Annotated in this window: 23 protein-coding genes and 1 pseudogene; 19 read left to right on the forward strand and 5 right to left on the reverse strand. The window is 45.2% G+C overall.

Annotated elements, in window-relative coordinates; translation table 11 throughout:
- Positions 1 to 127 precede the first annotated feature (127 nt).
- A complete protein-coding gene (locus H6G17_RS03355; RefSeq protein ID WP_192154135.1) occupies positions 128 to 727 on the forward strand; it encodes a sulfite oxidase-like oxidoreductase in 600 nt (199 codons plus the stop codon).
- A gap of 120 nt (positions 728 to 847) precedes the next feature.
- On the opposite strand, the gene H6G17_RS03360 is transcribed toward H6G17_RS03355, so the two are convergent.
- Positions 848 to 1,219 carry a DUF6335 family protein gene (locus tag H6G17_RS03360; RefSeq protein ID WP_192154136.1) on the reverse strand — a complete coding sequence of 124 codons (372 nt, stop codon included), beginning with the start codon at positions 1,217 to 1,219 and terminating at the stop codon, positions 848 to 850.
- A 254-nt stretch (positions 1,220 to 1,473) separates the two neighbouring features.
- Here H6G17_RS03360 and H6G17_RS03365 point away from each other — a divergent pair, with 254 nt between their 5' ends.
- The 12 genes and pseudogenes from H6G17_RS03365 (at position 1,474) to H6G17_RS03420 (ending at position 13,498) form a co-directional block, all read left to right on the forward strand.
- Positions 1,474 to 1,881 (forward strand): DUF2267 domain-containing protein, encoded by a 408-nt coding sequence (locus tag H6G17_RS03365; protein ID WP_192154137.1) that lies wholly within the window; start codon positions 1,474 to 1,476, stop codon positions 1,879 to 1,881.
- Between the two features lie 51 nt (positions 1,882 to 1,932).
- Positions 1,933 to 3,027: a DJ-1/PfpI/YhbO family deglycase/protease gene (locus tag H6G17_RS03370; RefSeq protein ID WP_192154138.1), complete on the forward strand. Its 1,095-nt coding sequence runs from the start codon at positions 1,933 to 1,935 to the stop codon at positions 3,025 to 3,027.
- A 99-nt stretch (positions 3,028 to 3,126) separates the two neighbouring features.
- Entirely contained in the window at positions 3,127 to 3,807 is a 681-nt protein-coding gene (locus H6G17_RS03375) for an SRPBCC family protein (RefSeq protein WP_192154139.1), read from the forward strand.
- Between the two features lie 54 nt (positions 3,808 to 3,861).
- A complete protein-coding gene (locus tag H6G17_RS03380; RefSeq protein WP_192154141.1) occupies positions 3,862 to 5,031 on the forward strand; it encodes a zinc-dependent alcohol dehydrogenase in 1,170 nt (389 codons plus the stop codon).
- Positions 5,032 to 5,099: 68 nt separating this feature from the next.
- Positions 5,100 to 5,447 carry a hypothetical protein gene (locus tag H6G17_RS03385; RefSeq protein ID WP_192154143.1) on the forward strand — a complete coding sequence of 116 codons (348 nt, stop codon included), beginning with the start codon at positions 5,100 to 5,102 and terminating at the stop codon, positions 5,445 to 5,447.
- Between the two features lie 115 nt (positions 5,448 to 5,562).
- Positions 5,563 to 6,732 carry a zinc-dependent alcohol dehydrogenase gene (locus tag H6G17_RS03390; RefSeq protein ID WP_192154145.1) on the forward strand — a complete coding sequence of 390 codons (1,170 nt, stop codon included), beginning with the start codon at positions 5,563 to 5,565 and terminating at the stop codon, positions 6,730 to 6,732.
- A gap of 82 nt (positions 6,733 to 6,814) precedes the next feature.
- Positions 6,815 to 7,984 (forward strand): L-dopachrome tautomerase-related protein, encoded by a 1,170-nt coding sequence (locus H6G17_RS03395; RefSeq protein WP_192154147.1) that lies wholly within the window; start codon positions 6,815 to 6,817, stop codon positions 7,982 to 7,984.
- A gap of 58 nt (positions 7,985 to 8,042) precedes the next feature.
- Entirely contained in the window at positions 8,043 to 9,221 is a 1,179-nt protein-coding gene (locus H6G17_RS03400) for a Gfo/Idh/MocA family oxidoreductase (RefSeq protein WP_192154149.1), read from the forward strand.
- A gap of 196 nt (positions 9,222 to 9,417) precedes the next feature.
- Positions 9,418 to 9,756 (forward strand): cupin domain-containing protein, encoded by a 339-nt coding sequence (locus H6G17_RS03405; RefSeq protein WP_192154151.1) that lies wholly within the window; start codon positions 9,418 to 9,420, stop codon positions 9,754 to 9,756.
- Between the two features lie 470 nt (positions 9,757 to 10,226).
- Positions 10,227 to 11,198 (forward strand): manganese catalase family protein, encoded by a 972-nt coding sequence (locus H6G17_RS03410; RefSeq protein WP_192154153.1) that lies wholly within the window; start codon positions 10,227 to 10,229, stop codon positions 11,196 to 11,198.
- A 295-nt stretch (positions 11,199 to 11,493) separates the two neighbouring features.
- Positions 11,494 to 12,683 (forward strand): annotated as a pseudogene (locus tag H6G17_RS34505) (nucleotide disphospho-sugar-binding domain-containing protein).
- A gap of 53 nt (positions 12,684 to 12,736) precedes the next feature.
- The gene (locus H6G17_RS03420; protein WP_192154155.1) at positions 12,737 to 13,498 is read left to right on the forward strand and encodes a phytanoyl-CoA dioxygenase family protein; all 762 of its coding nucleotides are present in this window, start codon (positions 12,737 to 12,739) and stop codon (positions 13,496 to 13,498) included.
- 129 nt (positions 13,499 to 13,627) lie between these two features.
- Here H6G17_RS03420 and H6G17_RS03425 read toward each other — a convergent pair whose 3' ends face one another.
- Complete coding sequence (locus H6G17_RS03425) at positions 13,628 to 14,422, reverse strand: TIGR01548 family HAD-type hydrolase (protein ID WP_192154157.1); 795 nt, start codon at positions 14,420 to 14,422, stop codon at positions 13,628 to 13,630.
- An 88-nt stretch (positions 14,423 to 14,510) separates the two neighbouring features.
- Between H6G17_RS03425 and H6G17_RS03430 the strand changes: the two genes are divergently transcribed.
- From H6G17_RS03430 to H6G17_RS03450, 5 genes are all read left to right on the forward strand, one after another.
- Positions 14,511 to 14,849, forward strand: coding sequence for a 30S ribosomal protein PSRP-3 (locus H6G17_RS03430; protein ID WP_071925429.1), 339 nt, complete (start codon positions 14,511 to 14,513; stop codon positions 14,847 to 14,849).
- 226 nt (positions 14,850 to 15,075) lie between these two features.
- Positions 15,076 to 15,750 (forward strand): response regulator transcription factor, encoded by a 675-nt coding sequence (locus H6G17_RS03435; protein ID WP_192154159.1) that lies wholly within the window; start codon positions 15,076 to 15,078, stop codon positions 15,748 to 15,750.
- Positions 15,740 to 17,149 (forward strand): ATP-binding protein, encoded by a 1,410-nt coding sequence (locus H6G17_RS03440; RefSeq protein ID WP_199316442.1) that lies wholly within the window; start codon positions 15,740 to 15,742, stop codon positions 17,147 to 17,149. The genes H6G17_RS03435 and H6G17_RS03440 overlap by 11 nt, the downstream gene beginning before the upstream one ends.
- A gap of 101 nt (positions 17,150 to 17,250) precedes the next feature.
- Positions 17,251 to 18,981: an ABC transporter ATP-binding protein/permease gene (locus H6G17_RS03445; protein WP_192154161.1), complete on the forward strand. Its 1,731-nt coding sequence runs from the start codon at positions 17,251 to 17,253 to the stop codon at positions 18,979 to 18,981.
- Positions 18,982 to 19,577: 596 nt separating this feature from the next.
- Positions 19,578 to 20,111, forward strand: a complete 534-nt coding sequence (locus H6G17_RS03450) for a hypothetical protein (protein ID WP_192154163.1) — start codon at positions 19,578 to 19,580, stop codon at positions 20,109 to 20,111.
- A gap of 432 nt (positions 20,112 to 20,543) precedes the next feature.
- Here H6G17_RS03450 and atpC read toward each other — a convergent pair whose 3' ends face one another.
- A complete protein-coding gene (gene atpC / locus H6G17_RS03455; RefSeq protein ID WP_192154166.1) occupies positions 20,544 to 20,963 on the reverse strand; it encodes an ATP synthase F1 subunit epsilon in 420 nt (139 codons plus the stop codon).
- A gap of 123 nt (positions 20,964 to 21,086) precedes the next feature.
- Positions 21,087 to 22,535: a F0F1 ATP synthase subunit beta gene (gene atpD, locus H6G17_RS03460; RefSeq protein WP_192154168.1), complete on the reverse strand. Its 1,449-nt coding sequence runs from the start codon at positions 22,533 to 22,535 to the stop codon at positions 21,087 to 21,089.
- Between atpD and H6G17_RS03465 the strand changes: the two genes are divergently transcribed.
- On the forward strand, positions 22,528 to 22,833 hold the full coding sequence (locus H6G17_RS03465) for a hypothetical protein (protein ID WP_192154170.1): 306 nt from the start codon (positions 22,528 to 22,530) through the stop codon (positions 22,831 to 22,833). The two genes, atpD and H6G17_RS03465, sit on opposite strands and share 8 nt — an antisense overlap.
- Here H6G17_RS03465 and minE read toward each other — a convergent pair.
- Positions 22,801 to 23,076, reverse strand: coding sequence for a cell division topological specificity factor MinE (gene minE / locus H6G17_RS03470; RefSeq protein ID WP_041462942.1), 276 nt, complete (start codon positions 23,074 to 23,076; stop codon positions 22,801 to 22,803). The two genes, H6G17_RS03465 and minE, sit on opposite strands and share 33 nt — an antisense overlap.
- Between the last annotated feature and the right edge of the window lie 11 nt (positions 23,077 to 23,087).

Consider the following 23,087-nt stretch of genomic DNA (forward strand, 5'->3'; position numbering starts at 1 on the left):
GCGCTTAGGCATCTATCGCTCGTGGATCTGCCTAGAAGTGTTGTAAGAGATCGGTGAGTTGCGCTAAAGATCTAAGTAAAGGTTGTTTAACCTTTGAATGCAACAATAACCTATACGTCTACACCGCATGGTAGGAAAATTTTTTCAGAAACCAGGAGCAGAACAAAACGATCGCGTCCCTCCTGGTCAATACTTAACCAAGGGGTTTCCCGTACTAACCTATGGCGATACTCCTCGGGTTAATCGAGAACAATGGCAATTTAAGGTTTGGGGTCTGGCACAACCGAAGACTCTGACTTGGCAAGATTTTATGGCGCTACCGCAGCATGACTTTACTGCGGATTTTCATTGCGTCACTCGCTGGTCTAAATTGGATGTCAAATGGACTGGCGTGAAAGTGATAGATTTCATGAAGCTGATTGAAATAGATCCTAAAGCTGCTTATGTGATGGAACATTGCTATGGCGGCTACACGACAAATATTCCTTTAGAAGACTTTCTACGGGAAGAAAACTTTTTTGCCCATACTGTTTTTGACGAACCTCTTCCTGCCGAACACGGTGGACCAATGCGGTTAGTCGTACCTCACCTTTATGCTTGGAAAAGCGCCAAGTGGATCAATGGTCTGGAGTTTTTAGAACAAGATGAATTAGGCTTCTGGGAACGGAACGGTTATCACCGTCGAGGCGAACCTTGGGCAGAGGAACGCTACAGCGAAGGATTTTAGGTTCAATGCTAATGATTTAGACAACAGGACTTTCTAGTAGGGTGGGCAATGCCCACCCTACTAGAAAGTCCAAAACCTGCGGACGATCGCCTGTACCATTCATCGTAGCGAGCATTCGCTTCAATCGCGGCGTTCTTGGTAGTCGTCAGAAGATTTGGGATCTAATTCCCAACGGCGATCGTCTCGGTCTTCTAAAATGTCTTGAGTGCGTAAAAAACTGCGATCGTCCATTTCTAGACCAACAGCTGCTTCAATCTCTTCAGTTACGTCTTGGTCGGGAGTAGCGACAGTACCACCAACAGCTTCATCCCCTTCTTCTGCTGATGTTTGCCACGATGCATCGACATCTCCGCCAGTCAATTCTGGACTAGTATTGGTGTATTCTCCTGTTTCTCTACCAGCGTTCGTCCTTGGGTCATCGTGAACGCCAGTACCAAAAGATTCAGTAATTTCTTCCGGTAGTTCTTGTTCTCTATTTTTGCGATCGCTCATAACTTAGTGAGTGGTTAGTAGCTGGTGGCTGGTGGAACCAGATGCTTAGTTTCGGTCTAGCCACTAGTCACTAGTCACCAGTCACTGATAACTAACTTCAAGATATCGCTTCCCAGCAGTTTACACCTATTCCTAGAGTTATATCCCTGTGGATAAATAGAATCCATACCCTTTGGAGGAAGAGGATTTGGGGTACGGCTGCATAGGCTTGGTACTGGAGCAAAGAAGTTTTACTAAGTTTGAGGACATACAGAGTGAAGTATGACGAGTTCATCAAACACGTTCAGACAGTGGCACAGATGGATTCCCGTGAAGATGCACAACGGGCGACACAAGCAACTTTAGAAACTATTAGAGAAAGGATTGTCGGTAATGAAGCCAAAGATTTAGCTTCGCAATTACCGCAACAATTCTGTGAATATTTGCGTGGAAGAGAGGGTGAAGACGGTCAGCCTTTCTCAATGGAAGAATTTCTACAGCGCGTCAGTGCAAAAGAGCAAGTAGAACCAACAGTCGCAGCTAACCACGTTCGGGCTGTATTTGCAGTGTTGCAGAATGCAGTGACACCTGGAGAATTTACCGATTTCAAAGCTAACTTTTCGGACGACTATATCGACTTATTCGCCACAGGATCGAATTTAGGAGCGTCTGCTGCTTCGTAGCGATCGCTATTTTCGGCTCTCAAGAAAACTTACAAAGTAGGAGGGATATTTATGACACAAGCTAACGGTAATCTCGGTAAAAAAAGAGTTGCCATTCTGATTGAGAATGGTGTGGAAGACGCGGAATTCAAAATTCCTTATCAAGCCTTGAAAATGGCGGGAATCGAAACTGTAGTTCTCGGTTCTCGAACAAACGAAACATATAAAGGTAAGCAAGGTAAGGTCTCGCAATCGGCTGACGGCACGACAACTGAAGCAATGGCATCAGAGTTTGATGCCGTGGTTATTCCTGGTGGGATGGCTCCCGATAAAATGCGTGTCAACCCCAACACCGTGCGCTTTGTCCAAGAAGCAACGCAGCAAGGAAAATTAGTTGCTGCTGTCTGTCATGGACCCCAAGTTTTAATTGAAGGCGATTTGCTGAAAGGCAAGCAAGCCACAGGATTTATTGCCGTGCGCAAGGACATGATCAATGCGGGTGCAAATTATGTTGATCAGCCACTGGTAATTGATGGTAATTTAATCACCTCCCGTCAGCCCGGAGACTTGGCAATCTTCACCACAGCTATCCTCAGCCGTCTAGGTTACGGTGGCAAAGAAGCTGCTTTACCAGATGTGCAAGATGTCAATGCAGAATGGTGGAAACTAGCTGATGCTTGGGGTGGTTCTACTAAAGGAGAAATTGTCAAAGGGCTAAATACTGCTTTAGCTGGTGAAAAGTACGCTCAAGAGGCGTTTGGGCAGTATATAGAGAAAGCATCTGACCCTCAATTTAAGGCATTGTTGCTAGAGATTGTTGCTAATAAGCAGCAACACATCGAGCGGCTTGAAGCACGACTGTCAGCTTTAGGCGAGAAACCATCACTGACGGCAAATGTGGCTGATAAGTATGCCAAAGTCAAGACTGCGTTACAAGGTAGCGACGATCGCGATTTAATGCGACGGGCTTTGGGAGATATTCAGACAGGTGTGGTAGATGCGCACAATCTGTTTGTTCAATTTACAGATCCCGTATCAACAGCCTTATTTAAGCAGATCGAGCAAGATGGAGCGCTGTACGAACGCCATATGGCAGAACTCTATCGCTCGCATGTAGGAACGACACAGCCTGGGAAGCCGACGACTGGGGCGGCGGTAACTATGTAGGAAGATCTCCCCACCCCCCCTTAAAAAGGGGGGCTAAGAGATCCCTGCAATCTCCACTTTTAAGAGGGGATATCTATTCAGAAAAGGGAGACAGAGAAGGTGGCTTCGACGGTAGAGAATCAGCAAGGACAGGGAGATAGTAACGAAATCGGGCGCTGGGCATCGCTGATTGGTGGTGGTGCAATGGTACTGATGGGGTTACAACAGCGATCGCTACGGGGTGCTTTGTTGGCGATCGCAGGTGGTGGATTGGCATATAAAGCAGCAACGGAAAAGGGCGATATGCAACAAGCATTGGGTTTAAACCAAGCAATTAAGGTAGAAAAGACGGTAACGATAAATAAGCCTGCTGATGAGCTGTATCGTTACTGGCATAATTTTGAATATTTGCCGACATTCATGAAGCACCTTAAATCTGTTACGGTGCAAGATAATAAGCGATCGCATTGGGTAGCAAATGCACCTTTAGGTGCAAGTGTTGAATGGGATGCAGAAATTATTGAAGACCGCGAAAACGAATTTATTTCCTGGACTTCGGTAGAAGGGGCAGATGTAGAAAATTCTGGTTTTGTCAGATTTAAGCCAGCACCAGGAAATCGCGGTACAGAAGTAAAAGTAGTTATTGAATACGCGCCACCAGGCGGAGTTGTAGCATCGGCGATCGCCAAACTCTTTGGTGAGGAACCGGAACAACAAATTGGTGACGACCTGCGCCGCTTCAAAATGCTGATGGAAGCAGGTGAAATTGCTACCACTGAAGGACAACCAAAAGGCGGTTGATAGTCAACCATCAACCATCAGCTATCAACCAACAACCAACAACTAAAAGTGAGTATGAAAGCAGTTTGCTGGCACGGCGCAAATGATGTGCGGGTTGAATCCGTACCCGATCCGAAAATTCTCAATCCTCGCGATGTGATTTTAAAGATTACCTCTACTGCAATTTGCGGTTCTGACTTGCACATTTACGGCGGCTACATTCCCACCGTGCAACCAGGTGACATTATCGGTCACGAATTTATGGGGGAAGTGGTCGAAGTTGGTAGAGGAATTAACAACTTAAAAATCGGCGATCGCGTTGTCGTTCCTTCTACAATCGGTTGTGGTGGTTGCTATTATTGCCAGCACGATATGTGGTCGCTGTGCGATAACTCTAACCCTAACGGTTGGGTTGAAGAGAAGTTGTTTGGCAACATCACCTCAGCGATTTACGGATACTCCCATGCTTTCGGTGGATATGCTGGGGCGCAAGCAGAGTACGTGCGCGTGCCATTTGCCGATGTAGATGTGGTCAAAGTCCCTAAGGACATACCAGACGAAAAGTTACTATTTATCTCTGATGCGATCCCTACAGGTTACATGGGAGCTGAGTTATGCGACATTCAACCTGGGGATACAGTAGCAGTGTGGGGCTGCGGTGCAGTCGGGCAATTTGCCATGATTAGCGCCTACATGATGGGTGCAGAAAAAGTGATTGCGATCGATCGCTTCCCCGAACGCTTGGAATTAGCCAAAAATTTCGCTAAAGCAGAAGTAATTAACTACGAAGAAGTAGATGCAGGCGAAGCTTTGAGAGAAATGACGGGGGGTATGGGTCCCGACGCTTGTATTGATGCTGTAGGCTTGGAAGCGCACGGAGTTGGCTTTGAAGACTTTTACGACCAGACTAAGCAGAAATTAAAGCTAGAAACCGACCGTCCGCATGTTTTGCGACAAATGATTCTATCTTGTCGTAAAGGTGGAACTCTTTCAATTATGGGTGTTTACGGTGGCTTTGTAGATAAGATGCCTTTTGGTGCAGCTTTCAATAAAGCTTTAACTTTCAGAATGGGACAAATGCACGGACAAAAATATATGCATTTGTTGCTCAAGATGATTCTGGAAGAGAAATTCGATCCCTCCCGCGTGGTCACGCATCAATTACCGCTAGAACAAGCTGCCCACGGCTACGACATTTTTCAACAAAAGAAAGATAACTGTATCAAAGTTGTACTGAGACCGTAGATGGTTAATTGGTAATCGGTAATCGGCAATTGTAATTAACACTTGAAAAGTAAAAGTAGAGGATGACAATGAAGAAATTAATTTCCCTTTTCCGTCAGGTAACAATTGTTTTTTTGGTAGGGCTGACTGTTTCTATACTGCAATTTGGCTACAACAGTAATTTGTCTGCTAGAGCTGAAACAGTAACACCTGAAGCTAGAGCATATCAAGCAAACCAGCCTGGAACTGAAATGAATCGAGGAAATCCGCTTGACAAGGCTAAGGAAAGCCTCAAAGAAACTGCTGAAAATGTTCGAGAAAAGCTTAATTTAGATGAGCCACTCGATCCGGGTACGAAAGAAGTTTTGAATTCTGCTCAGAAAAACGTGGAAAAAACAGTTAAGCCCGTCACTGGAAAAGAGCAAGGTTCTTATTAGCAAAATATGAATTAAGCCGTAAGTCGTAAGTTGTAAGTAAGAAACGTATTACCAATTGACTTACGACTAATGACAAATGACAAATAAAAAACTACTTCCTACTCACTAATTAATTATGAAAGCAGTTTGCTGGCACGGGGAAAAGAATGTCAAGGTAGATACAGTCCCCGATCCTAAAATTGCAAATCCCCGCGATGCAATTGTCAAAATTACGTCAACAGCAATCTGCGGTTCTGATTTGCATCTTTATAATGGCTTTATCCCCACTATGGAGAAAGGGGATATACTCGGTCACGAATTTATGGGAGAAGTGGTTGAGGTTGGGAGTGCGGTTAAGAATGTAAAAGTAGGCGATCGCGTCGTCGTTCCGTTTACAATTTCTTGCGGTAACTGCTTTTTCTGCAATCGCGATCTGTGGTCGTTGTGCGATAATTCTAACCCCAACGGTTGGATGGCAGAGAAGCTGATGGGACATTCGCCAGCTGGTTTATTTGGCTACTCTCATATCTTCGGTGGTTATGCTGGCGGACAAGCGGAGTACGCGCGAGTCCCATTTGCTGATGTCGGATTGTTCAAAATTCCCGATGGGCTGACAGACGAGCAAGTATTATTCTTAACCGATATCTTTCCCACTGGCTACATGGCAGCAGAGAATTGTCATATTAAGCCTGGTAATATCGTGGCTGTCTGGGGTTGTGGTCCGGTAGGACAGTTCGCGATTAAGAGTGCGTATCTGCTGGGTGCGGAAAAAGTTATCGCGATCGATCGCATCCCCGAACGCTTGCAAATGGCTAAGGAACAGGGCAAAGCCGACGTACTTAACTACGAAGAAGTGGATGTTGGGGAAGCTTTAAAAGAAATGACTGGCGGGCGCGGTCCCGATGCGGTAATTGATGCCGTAGGATTAGAGGCGCACGGTACTGATTTTATGAACTTGTTCGATAAAGCAAAACAAGCCGTGCGGTTGGAAACAGACAGACCTACAGCCTTACGTAACGCGATCGTTGCTTGCGGGAAAGCAGGTCATGTCTCTATTGCTGGGGCGTATGGTGGTTTCCTCGATAAAATCCCAATGGGTGCGGCAATGAACAAAGGTTTGACATTCAAGATGGGACAAACCCACGTTCATCGCTATTTAAAACCACTACTAGAACACATTCAAAACGGTGATATAGATCCGACGTTCATCATCACTCATACTCTTCCCTTAGAACAAGCACCCCACGCTTACGATATCTTCAAGCATAAAAAAGATAATTGTATCAAAGTTGTGTTGAAGCCTTGAAATTGGTAATAGGTAATAGGTAATTGGTAATTGGTAGTTGCGACTTGCCAATTACCAACCAGTAACTACCAAAGAAAAAACTATGTTTTGGCACAGCTTGCGACAAAAATTCTTCTGTCTGCTTTTATCGAGTTTATTGTTTCTTGCTTTTGTTCCTCCGGCTTATGCCTTACCGCAGGAAAAGACTGTGGGCAAGATTGAATCGGTAGCATCGTTTAACGGTGCTATGCCGACCGGAGTAACAGTATCTCAAAGGGGAAGAATTTTTGTTAACTTCCCTCGCTGGGGAGACAAAGTAGATTATACGGTAGCGGAAATAGTTAGGGGTAAAGCCGTAGCTTATCCCAACGCCAAATTCAATCGCCCTCAAAAAGACCAATCGAAGTCACTCGTTTCTGTTCAAAGTGTAGTTGTCGATCCTTTAGACCGTTTGTGGATCTTGGATACTGGCAGCATTCAGTTTGCACCTACTGCTTATGGGGGACCGAAATTAATCGGGATAAATCTGAAACAAAATCGAATTTTTAAGACTATCTTGTTTCCCCAAGATGTAGCGCTACCGACTACCTATTTGAACGATATCCGCTTCGATTTACGGCGCGGTAAAGCAGGGATGGCTTTTATTACCGATTCTTCCGGTAACGGTGCTAATGCCATTATTGTTGTCGATTTAGATTCTGGTAAAAGTTGGCGGCGGCTGAACGACCATCCTTCTACGAAAGCAGAACCGAATTTTCTACCAGTGGTGGAGGGACAACCGTTGATGAACCGTCCGCCAGACAAGCCACCTAGCCCAATTACAATTGGTGCGGATGGAATCGCAATTAGTGCCGATGGGAGACAGTTATTTTACTGTACTTTAGCTGGAAGAAGGCTATATAGTGTCAGCGTTGATGCTTTAGTCGATGAGAAATTAAGCGACAAAGAAGTAGCAGTGACTGTAAAAGATTTGGGCGATAAAGGCGGTGCATCTGATGGCTTAGAGTCGGATGCCCAAAATCGAGTTTATCTGACCAACTACGAGCATAATGCAATTTTGCAGCGATCGCCTGATGGGATGTATGAAACTGTAGTTCACGATCCTCGCGTTTTATGGGCTGATACGCTGTCTGTCGCCAATGACGGCTACCTCTATTTCATTGCCAATCAACTTCACCGTCAGCCCCAGTTCCATCAGAAGAAAGATTTGCGCGAAAAACCATACAGTCTGTTTCGTACCCGCATTAATGCGAAACCAGTGCTGTTGCGATAACAATCTGTAGGGGCGCACAGCTGTGCGCCACTACTAACAATTACAGGGCAAAAAATATATGTTGAATGCAGTCAAAAATCTCCTCACTCGCAGGCAAATAATTGGTTCTGGGATGGGAATTTTGGGTGTAGGAGTGGCGGGGGTGGTAACGCGAAATTCACCTGCGATCGCCCAGCCCGCTTATAAACCAGCTAAAGAACCACCAATACCCGACGAAAAGAAACTCGGTTGGGCTGTTGTCGGGTTGGGTAAATTTGCTACGCAACAAATTATTCCTTCATTTTCTCAGTGCAAGCAGTCAAAATTAGTGGCGCTGGTGAGTGGCGATCGCGCTAAAGCTGAAAATTATGCGCGGCAATATAATGTCAATCCTAAAAATATTTACAATTACGAAAATTACGATTCCATTCGGAATAATCCAGAAGTAGACATTATCTATATAGTTCTACCCAACGGCTTACACGCTGAATATACTATCCGTGGCGCACAAGCAGGAAAGCATATTTTATGTGAAAAGCCGATGGCAAATACGGTAGAAGAGTGTCAGGCGATGATTGCTGCTTGTAATCAAGCAAACCGCAAATTGATGATAGCTTACCGCGCCCAATACGAACCTTTCAACTTAGAGGCGATCGCGATCGCGCAGAAAAAACAACTCGGTCAACTCAAGGCGATCGTCGCCGACCACGGGCGCAATCTCGACCCCAAAGACCCAGCGGATGTCTGGCGGATGAATAAGAAACTGGCTGGTGGTGGTTCGCTATTTGATATTGGGATCTACAGCTTACAGGCTGCGCGTTACATTACAGGCGAAGAACCTACAGAAGTCTGTGCTATGACCTACAGCACTCCCAACGACCCTCGCTTCAAGGAAGTGGAGGAGAACGTTAACTTTATTTTGCGTTTCCCCAGTGGCGTACTAGCCAACTGTACTTCTAGTTATGGCTACTCTGACACCAAACGCTTTCAGGTATTTGGTAGCAATGGTACGCTTGAACTCGACCCTGCTACAGATTACTATCGGCATCAATTAACTGTAAAACGGGAGAAGGTACAAGAAGAACGCCAGATTCAGGAACAAAATCAATTTGCCCTAGAGATGGATCATCTTTCTGAATCGGTCATGCAAGATCGGCAACCGAAAACTCCTGGTGAAGAAGGCTTACAGGATGTGAGATTGATGTTAGCAATTTACGAAGCAGCACGCACAGGTCGCACGATATCAGTTAATAGTTAACAGTTGTCGTAGGGGTGGGTTTAGCAAACAATCCATGCCTATGACCAGAAATCTACCTGCAAAACCCGCCCTTACAGAGGTTATTGCGAATTGTGAATTGCTAATTACCAATTAAGGATGATGCGCTAAAGCAGAAATCGAGATGGGATGGAAAAGAACAGGCAGTGCAATCGCAAATTCTATGGGAGACGAAAATATGAGCGATACCAGTGTTAAAAAGGTAGATTCTAGTAGTTCCCCTCATGGTAAGCAGGGACAGAAGTATTTAGCTTCCGGTAAGTCTCTTTCGATGCGTTTGTGGGAAAACGAACAACCAACAGAAGCTAAATCTCCCACGACAAGAGACTATGAAACCGTTGGCTATGTAATTAACGGTAAGGCAGAGTTACATCTTGAAGGTCAAATGGTGTTACTAGAACCAGGAGATTCTTGGGTTGTACCTAAAGGTGCATCTCATACTTATAAAATTTTGGAACCTTTTACTGCTGTCGAAGCTACTAGTCCTCCGTCACAGGTTCACGGAAGAGATGAATAAGATTTGTTAGTGAGGAATAAAGCTTTCAGCCGCTATCAAATATTAGCGGCTGTATTATTTAATAGAGCGTATTTTACAGTAATTTTAGTTTATTTTCTTGAGTTCGCCACCGTAAATTCTATTCGATCGCCAGATTGCTGTATCGGCAGATGAAATTTAACACTATCTTTAAAGCATAGCAGTCTTACTTAATATGTGAAATTGAGATGTAGAGGGGATAGTATCCACCCTGCAAGGAAACTTTGTTCGATAAAAAATTTCTAATTTTCAGAAAAGAATTGAGCAACTAAACCTAAATAATAATACCTATCTCTTTCAGTTGAATTTTGTCATTCTGTCTGTAGGTTGAGGAAAAAAAAGTGAGTCAGTAGTTTCCTAGATAGGGTAATACAACAAAATTTCGCCAGTCAAAATATAGATCGCACTACAACCGATCGCGCCGATTAGTAAAATGTTTTCAGGAGATTTTCATGTTTTATCACAAGAAGCAGCTACAGTACTTCACTCCACCAGCAAAACCCGATGCTGCCTATGCAAAAAAGCTTCAAGAACTAATTGGCGGTTCTTTTGGCGAAATGACGGTGATGATGCAGTACCTATTCCAAGGCTGGAACTGCCGAGGACCCGCTAAGTACCGCGATATGCTGTTGGATATTGGAACTGAGGAAATCGGTCACGTTGAAATGCTAGCAACGATGGTTGCTCATTTGTTGGATAAAGCACCAGTCAATATGCAAGAAGATGGAGCAAAAGATCCAGTCGTTGGTGCGGTCATGGGTGGCGTTCGTCCGCGAGATGTGATTATGGCAGCAGCAATGAATCCTCAACACGCCACTGTTTCGGGTGGGGGGGCAATGCCAGCGGATAGTGTAGGTTTTCCTTGGAACGGACGCTTTATTGTTGCTAGTGGCAACTTGTTGGCAGACTTCCGCTCTAATCTTCACGCCGAATCTCAGGGTCTTTTACAGGCTGTACGGTTGTACGACATGACAGACGACCCAGGTGTAAGAGACATGCTCAGTTTCAATATTGCCCGCGACACCATGCATCAAAACCAGTGGTTAGCCGCAATTGAAGATCTCAAGAGCGAAGGATTTGAGGAAACAGTTGTTCCCAAGATCGCGTATGAATATGGGAAGAAAGAGAACGCTTATCAGTTCTGGAATCACTCTGAGGGAGAAGAAAGCGCCCAAGGTCGTTGGGCAAAAGGTGCTTCAATCGACGGTAAAGGTCAGTTTGAGTATGTAGCAAATCCGCAGCCCATAGGACCAGAACCAAATCTTCCTCAACCCGATCCAAAACTTCACGGTACGATGAAATCACCTCAAGCTCAACAGATGCAAGAGGGTAGTGTTGTATCTAAGGCAGTCCAGGGTGTAGCTGATGCAGTTGAAGGTACGGCTAATACCATTAATAAAATTACTGGTGGAGACGGACAGTAAGTTAGTGCGAGATAGCAGGAGAGGACAATGCTTGTAGCATTAGCTCGGGGCATTTTCTCGACTGTATAGCTGCCAATCAAAACAAATTAACATTGCAGAGACGCGAAATTTCGCGTCTCTTGCTATTTGAGGCATGAATTAGCCTCAGTGAATCGGCGGCTGTTAAAAAATTGTCACAATTGAAGTAATAAGACTGTTGTGGGTTGGAGTTAAATACAAAGGGAGTTGTTGGTGATGCGATCGCATTGCTCAATAACTCAGCCAAAGCTATACAACTTAATCTACGCAGTAGCTTATGACTCATTTTGGCATGCTCTGCCCCGCAGAAACGGACATCTCAATACAGTGCTACCTTTGGGCTGCGAACTGCAATCGCGGGGTCATGAGGTAAGTTGGATTGGAATACTTGACGGTCAACCTAAAGTATGGATTGACAGCACTGCGCCAGACTGGAAATGTACTGAAGCAATCAGCGAATTGGCTACTACGAGATGCCCCAGGAGTCATTAAAAAAGCTGGTGTAGAAGCATTAATAATTGACCAAGTAACCGCATCGCCAGGAGGGACTTTAGCGCAATTTCTCGATCTTCCCTATGTGAACGTGTGTAGTGCTTTAGTACTGAACTACGAAGACAGCATTCCCCCATGTTTCAGCACCTGGAGATATAATCCCACAGGATGGGCGCGTTTGCGCAATCGTGCAGGTTATGTTGTGATGAGCCGCGTCACGCAGCCGATTCGGCAAGTAGTAAGCGGTACCGCCAGCAGTGGCAGTTACCGCCTTACTCTAAATCTGACGAACTATACTCAAAACTAGCAATTATTAGCCAGCAACCTGCTCAGTTAGAATATCCCCGTAGTAATCTACCACCTTGGTTTCACTTTACCTGACCTTATCACAGTTCTAGTGGCAGAAAACCTGTTGATTTTCCGTTTGAAAAGTTAACTGGACAACCTTTGATTTATGCTTCGATGGGAACCCTACAAAATCGGTTGCAGTATGTATTACGCTACATAGCAGAAGCTTGTCATGGATTGGACGCTCAATTAGTAATTTCACTGGGAGGTTCTGCCGAACCAGAGTCGTTACATAACTTACCTGGAAATCCTTTAATTGTTAAATATGCACCTCAGTTAGATTTGTTGAAAAAAGCGAGTTTGACGATTACTCATGCAGGGTTAAATACAACTTTAGAATCTTTAAGTAATAGCGTACCACTAGTAGCAATTTCAGTGACAAACGACCAATCAGGTGTAGCAGCGCGTATAGCTTGGACTGGAGTAGGAGAATTTGTCCCATTGTCTCGCTTGAGCGTGCCTAATTTAAGAGCAGTAGTCCAAAAAGTCCTGACAGAAAATTCTTACAAACAAAATGCAATAAAACTGCAACAGGCGATTCAAAGATCTGGTGGCGTGACTCGCGCTGCTGACATTATCGAACAAGCTATATCTACAGGTCAACCTGTCCTTGCTAATGTTAGTTAAAACGTAAAATTTCCCATTTAACCAAATTACAGTGCGATCGGGAGAAATTTGATATGGCAGTTGCAAGTTTGGTAGACGAAATTATTAACGGGAAAGGTTATGTTGTGATTCCCGATCTTCTGAGTAAAGCACAAGCAGATTTAGCTCGTTCAACTGTCCTTAAGCTAGCAGAAGAAGAGAGAGAACGGGGGCAGATATTAAGTGAAGGGCAGCGAGAACGAGTATATGGTTTAGTCTACAAGGGTGACATCTTTGAGTTAATGGTACAACACCCAATAGCAATTGAAATCGTCGAAGCTATTGTGGGTACAGACATGACACTTGGTGGTTTTTCTGCTCATATCCTTCATCCTGGCGCAACAAGCATGGGTATCCATGTAGATTATCCCTATTGGGCGATGCAACCACCTTTCCCTACTTATCCGGCGTTAGAAGTACAAGCAATTTGGATGGTTGAAGACTTTACAACGGAAAACGGTGCGCCAGTTTTTGCCCCTGGTAGTCAGAAGTTGGGGAAATTACCTAACTTTGAGCATTTTTCTAAAACGGCTGAAAAAATAACCGGAAAGGCTGGTTCGCTGGTTTTGTCTCACGGTCTTTGCTGGCACGATACCTCTGTTAACTCCACTCAAAAGCCCAGAGTATCAATTCTTGGCAATTACGCACCTAAGTTCGTGCGTCCGCTAGAAGATCCGTTGCATGGCTTGCAACAGGAAGTTATAGACCGTGCAACACCTAAACTGAGGCAACTGCTGGGATACGAATTTAAATCGGCACTTTTCAAAGATATCCAAAGACTGCGCGCGCAAAGGTAATACAGACTAGTGCAATATAGCAAAAGAATCTTTACAATTGAATAATGCGATCGTCTTATTACGCCTGTCAGCATGATTTTCTTCTAGCTTCTGCTTTCTGCCTCCTGCCTTCTTGCACTAAATCATTACTCAAACTGGTAGCAATGCCTGAATTTGTGCTGGTATGAGTTCCTCAACATTGCCAAAAACGATCGTCGCACCCGCAGATTTGAGAGTTTCCGTATAATTGTGGCAGCGATCGCTTGTAGCTTGGACGTGAGGCGGTAAAATACCCACTCCAATCCATTGACGTTGAGGTTGCAGTGCTGCGGCTTTGATGACGGTATACATATCCGCTACTGTGTCTCCTGCATACAAAACTGGGGTTGTTGCTGGTAGCTGATGTTGGACTTCTAACTGACGCACGACAGCTAGCAATCCTGTCGGATCGGGTTTACCTGGTGCATCTTCCATTGCAATTAAGGCTGGAGATACTATACCAAGACGTTCTAAGACATATTTCGCCTCGTCGCGAGTCGCACCACTGAAAAAACCCCAAGGAATACCAGCCGCACTCAATTGTTCGAGATACGTAGGTTGCACTAGCAGCGTTTCATTGCAGATATAACCCGTCCAGTTTTGCGGGTCAGTACCTTGATACAGAGATTGAAAATAGGCGACTAGAGTAGGATAGTCTAGATCGAGCTGCGATCGCCCCTTTCCCCGTGTCTCAAAGTGGCGATAAACCAACTCCTGGGATGCTTCCCAATCGTTATTCCAAATTCCTTCCGACTTCAAGCGGTCAATATCAGTCTGGGTGGGACGATAAGCACCTGCCGTAAAATACTCTACAGTATCCGCGATCGCCCGCCGATAGGAAGCGCTCACATCGCGCACAACACCATCAATATCAAAAACTGCGATCGCTCGAATTTGTGAATTCAATTTATTATCTCCTAAATTTCATACTTCTTCTGACTTCTTCAGCAGTTTATTTTTTATAGATACTAAGGTATAGTAATAGATTGCACGTATTTGTAGTTTTGCCGAATCGGAACGAGCGGAGGTTGGATTGACAAAGTTTATCTTAAAAGTTTTGTGGTTAGAAGAAAACGTTGCTTTAGCAGTCGATCAGGTTGTGGGCAAAGGCACAAGTCCCTTAACTAAATACTTTTTCTGGCCTCGCAATGATGCTTGGGAGGAATTGAAAAAGGAATTAGAATCAAAAAGCTGGATCACCGAGCAAGAGCGCGTGGAGTTACTCAATAAATCCACGGAAGTGATCAACTACTGGCAAGAGGAAGGCAGGCGGCGACCTCTAGGCGAAGCTCAGTCAAAATTTCCTGAAGTTACTTTTACAGGTAGCGCTTGATCGTAGACATAACCTAATAGCAGTTTTTAATTGGGTAAAATATACATCTGTAGGGGCGCACAGCTGTGCGCCCCTACTTGTATCACGCAGGCAATTGAGAATTGCGATGAAATATCATAGATATGACTTTTTTTGGTTTTGAGTCGGATCGCAACAACCGATCGCGTAAAAGCGTATCAGAGGTAAATCCAAAATCGTAAATCCAAAATCCAAAATTGTTTGGCTCATGCGCGTCCTAGTGATAGAAGATGAACCTGGTATTGCTCAATTCATTCGGCAGGGATTAAACGAAGCTGGTTATGCTGTAGATGTAGCCAGCGACGGTCAAGCGGGACTAGATTATGCCCTCGCAGCCGAGTATGACGTTATCGTGCTAGATATCATGCTGCCACAATTGGACGGTTTACAAGTATTGCGCCAAATGCGATCGCGCATCAAAACTCCCGTGCTGCTTTTGACTGCTCGCGATACTGTGGAAGATAGAGTTAAAGGGCTGGATGCAGGAGCAGATGACTACTTATTCAAGCCTTTTGCTTTTCCAGAACTGCTAGCGCGATTGCGTGCCTTACTCCGCCGCCCACCCCTACAACTAGATACAATACTGCAAGTCGCCGATCTAGAGATGGACGTGGCGAATCGGGAAGTCCGCCGCGCTGGAAGGTCGATCGAGCTTAGCCCCCGCGAGTTTAGCTTACTAGAATATTTGATGCGCCATCCTCGCCAAGTGCTAACTCGTAGCCAAATTACTGAGCGGATTTGGAATTTTGATTTCTATGGAGACTCCAACGTAGTCGATGTTTACATTGGCTATCTGCGGCGCAAGATAGACAACGGTTTCGATCGCCCCTTACTGCATACGGTGCGCGGTGTTGGCTATCGCCTGAGTGCCGATGATGGTTAGTCTCAAGTGGATCGATCGCATTCCCTTGCGGGTGAAGTTAACTGTCTGGTATGTCCTACTGTTGGGACTCACTCTAGGCGGTTTCACGGGATACTTATATTTTCGGTTAGAGCGCAAGCTCATAGATAAGGTAGATACTGCCCTTCAGATTGCTGCTTCTCAGTTCCTAGTCGATTTGGCTAATGAAGGTAGTTCCTTAAGGTTTCAAAATACGCCAATCCAAAGAAGTATATCGCGGCGGTTGCGTCAAGTGGGATTTGCGGTGCGCTTGATTACATTAGATGGCAAAGTTGTAGATGGTTTTGGTCGATACCGAGAATTGCCAGTAGAAGTCCCGACCGAGAAAGGACACATTACCCGATCGCGGGACGGAGTAGAATGGCGGGCGATCGACCAGCCAGTACGCCGCAACGGTCAAATAGTGGGATGGTTGCAAGTAGCGCAGTCGCTGGAGCCATTAGAAGAGATTTCCGAAGAACTCCCAATGGAGGTTTTATTCAGTTTGCCTGTGGTACTGCTCTTAGCTGCTTGTGGGGGGCTATTTCTCTCGAATCGAGCCTTGCGTCCGATTAAACGAATTAATCGAACTGCGCAGGCGATCGCAGCTACAGACGATCTAAATCGGCGCGTCAACTACTGGGGTGCAGCAGATGAAGTCGGACAACTAGCAACTACATTTGACCAAATGTTAGATCGCTTGCAAGCGGCATTCGAGCGAGAACAGCAATTTACTGCTAATGCAGCCCATGAGTTGCGCACGCCATTAGCTGTAATCAAAGGACGCATCGGTGTAACTCGTACTCGCCTGCGTACCGTTGCTGAATACGATAAAACACTACAAGACTTAGAACAAGAGGTAGACCGCTTAATTCGCTTGAGCAATGGCTTACTCTTACTTGCCAGGATCGATCGCGGACAGTTTCCGTTTAATTTGCTGTCGGTAGATTTAAGCAGTTTGCTAGAAGTCATTGTAGAGCAAATACAACCACTAGCAGAACAGCAGCAGATTGCGATCGCGAATCATCTACCTGCTGAATTACAAGTTCAAGGCGATCCTGATTGTTTGACCAACCTATTTCTCAATTTGCTAGATAATGCTGTTAAATACACCCCAGCAGGAGGAATTATACGTCTGTGGGTCAAAGAGCGAGACAGCGAGGAGAAAATGGTAGAAGTGGCTGTAAGCAACACGGGAGCGAGTATTCCTCCCGAACATTTGCCACATTTATTTGAGCGATTTTACCGCGCCGAGTCTGCACATGGTAGTAAAAATGGCGCTGGGTTAGGGTTAGCGATCGCTTCTGAGATCGTCCGCTTGCACGGTGGCGCGATCGTTGTTGAAAGTAACCCTGGACAAGAAACGACTTTCACGGTAAATTTGCCTGCAAGCGACAAATGATAACTAACAACTGAAAATGTGTTTCTCATCAATTTCTTAATTTATCTCGATAGTTTGAGGTTATCTTATTTGATTCATTTAACCTTTATTTGATGACGAGAATGACAACAAACAGAGAGAATCGATTGAACCGTCAATTGTGGGCAAAATTTTGGGCGATCGCCAAACCCTACTGGTTTTCCGAACAGAAGTGGAAAGCCAGAGGATTGCTAATTTTATTACTTGTCTTGTCATTTGCTGTTAATGCAATTAATGTCAGCATTAGTTTTATTTTTAGAAATATCGATACAGCCTTAGCAACTTTTCCTCAAACTAGAGAGACTTCAACTTTTTGGCGATTTATTGCAGTCTATGTTGGTCTATTAGTAATTGGTACGCCAATTGTCGTTATATTTGCTTATCTTCGAGATAAGCTAGGGCTATACTGGCGTGAGTGGTTGACCAAGCGTATTCTCAACAAATATCTCCAAAATCGTGCTTATTATCTGCTCAATTTTAATGAAGAAATTGATAACCCCGACCAGCGAATTTCCGAAGACATTAGAGCATTCACTCGCACTAGTCTAACATTTCTATTGTTAATTCTAACGTCAGTTATTACTTTAATTTCTTTTACTGGGGTTTTGTTATCCATTTCTGTATCTCTATCATTTGCACTTTTAGCTTATGCAATTATTGGAACAATTATTACTGTTTGGATTGGGCGAAGATTAATTAAAATTAATTTCGAACAGCTTAAAAAAGAAGCTGATTTTCGCTATGGTTTGATCCACGTTCGCGACAACGCAGAATCGATCGCATTCTATCAAGGTGAAGCCGAAGAATCTATAGGTCTGCAACAGCGTTTTCTCATAGCAATCCGTAACTTTGACTTGCTAATTAGTTGGCAGCGAAATCTTGGTTTTTTTACTACCAGCTACAACTATTTTGTTGCCGCATTGCCTTATCTAGTAGTTGCACCGATCTACTTTGCTGGAAATACAGAATTTGGTACGTTTACCCAAGCCGCGATCGCATTTCGACAAATTTTCAATGCTTTATCTATTGTCGTAGATCAGTTTGAAAGCTTGACAGCTTTTGCAGCCGGAGTCGATCGTCTCAGCGACCTCACCGATAGCTTAGAAACTTCCTCTCAACCGCAACCTGGACTGACCACAATCGACGTGACAGAAGCCGCCTCACTATCCCTACAGCGCATCACCCTACTGACTCCCAACTATCAAAGAACTTTAGTTGAAGATTTGTCCCTCAGCTTGGAGTCAGGAGAAGGAATAGTTTTAGTCGGACATAGCGGTAGTGGAAAAAGTTCGATTTTACGGGCGATCGCGGGGTTATGGAATGCGGGTACGGGTCATCTCACCCGTCCGCCGCTCAAAGAAATGCTGTTTCTGCCCCAACGCCCCTACATGGTGCTGGGTTCCCTGCGCAGCCAGCTGCTCTATCCTCACACCGATCTCCATATCGACGAGCAGCAGTTGCGTCAAGTATTAGAGCAAGTCAACCTGACAGATTTACCTGAGAGAGTGGGAGGATTTGAAGCCCAACTAGATTGGGCAAACGTGTTGTCTCTAGGAGAGCAACAGCGACTTGCTTTTGCGCGGCTGTTGCTGGCTCAGCCTACCTACGCGATCTTGGATGAAGCGACAAGTGCGTTAGATCTGGGGAACGAAAAACGCCTTTACCAACAACTCAAAGCGATGAAAACTACAACGGTTAGCGTCGGACACCGTGCCAGTTTGTTGCAGTACCATAAGTATGTCTTGAAGTTGGAAGGAGATTCTTGCTGGCAATTAATGCTGACAGATGAATACACGGCAGATGCAACAAGTTGAAGCGCTCGGTTTAGAAGACTAGCATCAACATACCGATTATGCTTCCCCAGAAAAAAATAGCGAAAAGCAGACCATACAAAACTCCCCGTGTAGCGTATGGATAACAGTCAATCTGCATCCAATCGATAGAAGTTTCTTCGGCTGTATATGCAATTGACTCAAATGAAGTTGTCTCAGGTCTAACTTTGCTTAACATCACAATTTAACTCTACTTTTATTAAAATCTTAGTTAATCAATCGTTCGAGCTAGGCAAACTTGGCGATCGCACTTGTGTTGTCCGCCTCTATTTTTAGAATACAAACCGAGATTAAGAAAACAATGAGAACCAAAACTTAAACTATAAGATTTTTCAATGCTAAGAGTTAGCATTAGGCATTGCAGACCGGAAGATTCAAATCTCGATCCCCGCAACCCCCGGCACTTTGCGCACTTCAAGGACACTTTTGCACTTCAATATCTTTGCAGCACTAACCGAAAAGTTCTGGTTTCGCGATCGCAACTGCGATTCTCATGATTTTCTTAATTTTTCCTCATAAGTTGAAAGTACAGGCAATTTTGATTTGCCAAAAACTGCGATCGCTTTCAACAGAGAAATATGACTCAATACCTACGAAACTACAGAGTTTGGATCGGAACGATTTTTAGTGGCATATGGATAAGCCTATGGATAATACCGATAGCAGCAGCCGCACCCACAACCCCAACTAACAAACCCAGTATTTTTAACGAACCGCCTTACAACCGCAGGCGGGATAGTATTACTAAACCTCTTTCTCAGCCGATTACACCGCCTCTGCCAGAAAGCCAACCAGCAAGTGCTACGGTTGTCCCCGTGGATGGGAAAGTCAATATTAAACTGACAAACCATACTAACGCAGCGATTTCCTATCAGATCGTCGGACATACCGACCAACGCACGCTTGTGGGGCGAGAAAATATCACCCTACAAGCTTTGCCTATACCTGTAGCTGTAACCTTCCGACGCGAGGATAAAGGACTGCTTCAGGTTCAACCGCAAGTATCGTCCCAACCTGGACTGCTAGAAATTGCTTTTGATGAATCGACTGACTTCAAGGCGGATAGAGTGGCGATGAGAATTGAAAAAACGGGTGATGTGTTCTTGAAGTAGCTGTATGACTCTATCTACCAAAACAACTCCACACCCATATCTTTAGTCATAAAAATCTAGTTTCATAGCAATTCTCGATTGCGTGCGCGATCGGGATAGCGGCGCACGGCTATGCGCCCCTACGAAGCTATATTTTACCCAATTGAAAACCGCTATCAGATGTCATTCACAAACTTGACGGTCAATCGATCGCGGAAGCTGACGCGATCCGACAGGCAGTAGAAAATAGTGCCATTGGCAAGGATATACGCCTAGAATTGCGTCGTCAGGGACGAAATCTCAACTTGGCTGTACGTCCTGGTGCTTTTCCCACAGCTCAGGCAGAATAATCTTGAAGCAGTCCACGCGATCGCTCAAAAAACAAAAACTCTTTCAGCGTTCATACTGAAAGAGTTTTTCACGATTGCAAGAAAATTGCCAAAAGAGTATTGGCTAAACTGTAACCATACCACCTGCGGCTTGAAACCTAGCCCGAGCGCGTTTAAACGCTTGATTTGCTTGGATCTGCTCTTGACGAGAAGCACCTTGAACTTGGTTGAGCTTAGTTTGGGCTTCGTTGTATGCAGCGCGGGCGGCTTCCATCTCGATTTTGTCGCCACGTTCTGCACCGTTGACAAGAATTGTCACCTCATCGCTCTCGACTTCGGCAAATCCACCCATGAGGGCGATCGCCACCCAACTTTGCCCTTTGTCAGGACGGACGCGCATCACGGCAGTATCGAGGGCAGTTAATAAAGGAGCATGTCCGCTGAGAATACCTAGTTGTCCAGTGGTACTAGGTAAAATCACTTCTTCAGCTGGAGCATCCCAAACAGTCTTGTCTGGGGAAATTACACGAACTGTCAATGTCATAGAAAAGTGAGTAGTGAGTAGTAAATAGTGAGTAGGGGCGCACAGCTGTGCGCCCGTACAGGAGTAGCGAGCAGTGGTTAGTGGTTAGTCTTTTTCTAGCCACCAGCCACTAGCCACTAGCCACTAACCTTTCATTTTTTCTGCTTTGGCAACTGCTTCTTCAATGCTGCCCACCATGTAGAAAGCCTGTTCTGGAAGGCTGTCTAATTCTCCAGACAGAATTGACTTGAAGCCTTTAATTGTTTCTTCTAGCTTCACGTACTTACCCGGAGAACCAGTGAAAACTTCAGCTACAAAGAACGGCTGGGAGAGGAAGCGCTCGATCTTCCGCGCCCGTGCTACTATCAGTCTGTCTTCTTCCGACAATTCATCTAAGCCCAGAATGGCGATGATGTCTTGCAGTTCTTTGTAACGCTGGAGGATGGCTTGAACGGCGCGAGCTGTACCGTAGTGATCGTCACCGACGATATTGGGTTGCAACATGGTGGAAGTAGAACCCAGTGGATCTACAGCAGGGTAAATGCCCTTAGCTGCCAAGCCGCGAGACAACAATGTAGTACCGTCTAGGTGGGCGAAGGTAGTTGCTGGTGCGGGGTCGGTAAAGTCGTCCGCTGGAACGTAAACGGCTTGAATGGAGGTAATAGAACCTTCTGTAGTCGAGGTGATCCGCTCTTGCAGTTCGCCTACGTCCGTACCCAGAGTGGGTTGGTATCCTACCGCTGAAGGCATCCGTCCTAGTAGTGCGGATACTTCCGAACCTGCTTGGACGAAACGGAAGATGTTGTCGATAAACAGCAATACGTCTTGCTTGTTGACATCGCGGAAATACTCAGCCATTGTCAACGCTGATAGTCCGACCCGCATTCTGGCTCCTGGTGGTTCGTTCATCTGACCGTACACCAGAGCAATTTTCGACTCGTTGAGGTCATCTTTGTTGATTACCCCAGATTCGATCATTTCGTTGTAAAGGTCGTTTCCTTCGCGGGTGCGTTCGCCCACGCCACCAAATACCGAAACACCACCGTGTTGAGCCGCAATGTTGTTGATCAACTCCATCATGATTACGGTTTTGCCGACACCAGCACCACCGAACAGACCGATCTTGCCACCACGTCGATAGGGTGTGAGTAGGTCAACCACTTTGATCCCCGTTTCAAACACGGAAGGTTTGGTTTCCAAATCTACGAGTTTGGGCGCTTCGCGGTGGATGGGGAATTTTTCTTCTGTGTTAACAGGTCCTCTGTTATCTACGGGTTCGCCCAAGACGTTGAAAATTCGACCCAAGGTAGCCTTACCTACTGGTACGGAAATGGGAGCGCCTGTATCAACCGCTTCCATCCCGCGAACTAGACCATCGGTGGAACTCATAGAAACTGTACGCACCTGTTGATCGCCCATAAGTTGCTGCACTTCACAGGTGACAGAAACTTCTTGTCCAGCTTCATTGGTGCTTTTGATAGTTAGAGCGTTGTAGATCGCTGGCAGTTTGCCTTCTGGGAATTTTACGTCTACAACAGGACCAATGATTTGTGTAATGTATCCAATACCTGTTTTTTCTGCGGTGGTGACCATTCTCTCGCCTAAGTTCGATTTCAGCTATGTTTTAGATCCGGTCGGACAGTTTATCTACAAACTTGCCGTCATTCAGACGGATGCGAGTTTGCCATCTTTACAGACAGACATAAACTTGCCATCTTCCAGAGTACCACCGATCAGTTATCAGTTATCAATTATCAGGGAGCAGGGAGCAGGGAGCAGAGGGGTAGAGGGGCAGAGGAGCAAGAACTATCAATCGTCAACTACCAATTACCAACTATCAACTACCAACTACCACGTTTCATTCGTCTGTTTTCACTCGTCGAATTGGTAAATTAGCAATTAGAGCCGTAGCTCTTTGGTTGTTTTCTAAAGAAAACTCCATCCCTTCTACATCCAGTTCGACGTACCGACCAACCACCTCTAATATTTCCCGCCGCATTTTTTCGATTGTTTGCGGACTCAAATCACTGCGATCGTGGGAAATTACTAATTGCAGCCGTTGCTTGACTTGAGAACGACTGTTGTTGTCGTTTGGATTATTAGAAAAAATTTTATCTAAAAGATCGCTAAACATGGCATCTGGAT

Source organism: Chroococcidiopsis sp. [FACHB-1243] (assembly GCF_014696895.1).
In the GTDB taxonomy this organism is placed as follows: Bacteria; Cyanobacteriota; Cyanobacteriia; order Cyanobacteriales; family Chroococcidiopsidaceae; genus Chroococcidiopsis.

What these genes read in the sequence shown, in the direction of transcription:
- H6G17_RS03355 (WP_192154135.1), top strand. Translation starts at nt 128, where the DNA reads ATGGTAGGAAAATTTTTTCAGAAACCAGGAGCAGAACAAAACGATCGC.
- H6G17_RS03360 (WP_192154136.1), bottom strand. Translation starts at nt 1,219, where the DNA reads ATGAGCGATCGCAAAAATAGAGAACAAGAACTACCGGAAGAAATTACT.
- H6G17_RS03370 (WP_192154138.1), top strand. Translation starts at nt 1,933, where the DNA reads ATGACACAAGCTAACGGTAATCTCGGTAAAAAAAGAGTTGCCATTCTG.
- H6G17_RS03380 (WP_192154141.1), top strand. Translation starts at nt 3,862, where the DNA reads ATGAAAGCAGTTTGCTGGCACGGCGCAAATGATGTGCGGGTTGAATCC.
- H6G17_RS03385 (WP_192154143.1), top strand. Translation starts at nt 5,100, where the DNA reads ATGAAGAAATTAATTTCCCTTTTCCGTCAGGTAACAATTGTTTTTTTG.
- H6G17_RS03390 (WP_192154145.1), top strand. Translation starts at nt 5,563, where the DNA reads ATGAAAGCAGTTTGCTGGCACGGGGAAAAGAATGTCAAGGTAGATACA.
- H6G17_RS03395 (WP_192154147.1), top strand. Translation starts at nt 6,815, where the DNA reads ATGTTTTGGCACAGCTTGCGACAAAAATTCTTCTGTCTGCTTTTATCG.
- H6G17_RS03400 (WP_192154149.1), top strand. Translation starts at nt 8,043, where the DNA reads ATGTTGAATGCAGTCAAAAATCTCCTCACTCGCAGGCAAATAATTGGT.
- H6G17_RS03405 (WP_192154151.1), top strand. Translation starts at nt 9,418, where the DNA reads ATGAGCGATACCAGTGTTAAAAAGGTAGATTCTAGTAGTTCCCCTCAT.
- H6G17_RS03410 (WP_192154153.1), top strand. Translation starts at nt 10,227, where the DNA reads ATGTTTTATCACAAGAAGCAGCTACAGTACTTCACTCCACCAGCAAAA.
- H6G17_RS03420 (WP_192154155.1), top strand. Translation starts at nt 12,737, where the DNA reads ATGGCAGTTGCAAGTTTGGTAGACGAAATTATTAACGGGAAAGGTTAT.
- H6G17_RS03435 (WP_192154159.1), top strand. Translation starts at nt 15,076, where the DNA reads ATGCGCGTCCTAGTGATAGAAGATGAACCTGGTATTGCTCAATTCATT.
- H6G17_RS03440 (WP_199316442.1), top strand. Translation starts at nt 15,740, where the DNA reads ATGATGGTTAGTCTCAAGTGGATCGATCGCATTCCCTTGCGGGTGAAG.
- H6G17_RS03445 (WP_192154161.1), top strand. Translation starts at nt 17,251, where the DNA reads ATGACAACAAACAGAGAGAATCGATTGAACCGTCAATTGTGGGCAAAA.
- H6G17_RS03450 (WP_192154163.1), top strand. Translation starts at nt 19,578, where the DNA reads ATGACTCAATACCTACGAAACTACAGAGTTTGGATCGGAACGATTTTT.
- atpC (WP_192154166.1), bottom strand. Translation starts at nt 20,963, where the DNA reads ATGACATTGACAGTTCGTGTAATTTCCCCAGACAAGACTGTTTGGGAT.
- atpD (WP_192154168.1), bottom strand. Translation starts at nt 22,535, where the DNA reads ATGGTCACCACCGCAGAAAAAACAGGTATTGGATACATTACACAAATC.
- minE (WP_041462942.1), bottom strand. Translation starts at nt 23,076, where the DNA reads ATGTTTAGCGATCTTTTAGATAAAATTTTTTCTAATAATCCAAACGAC.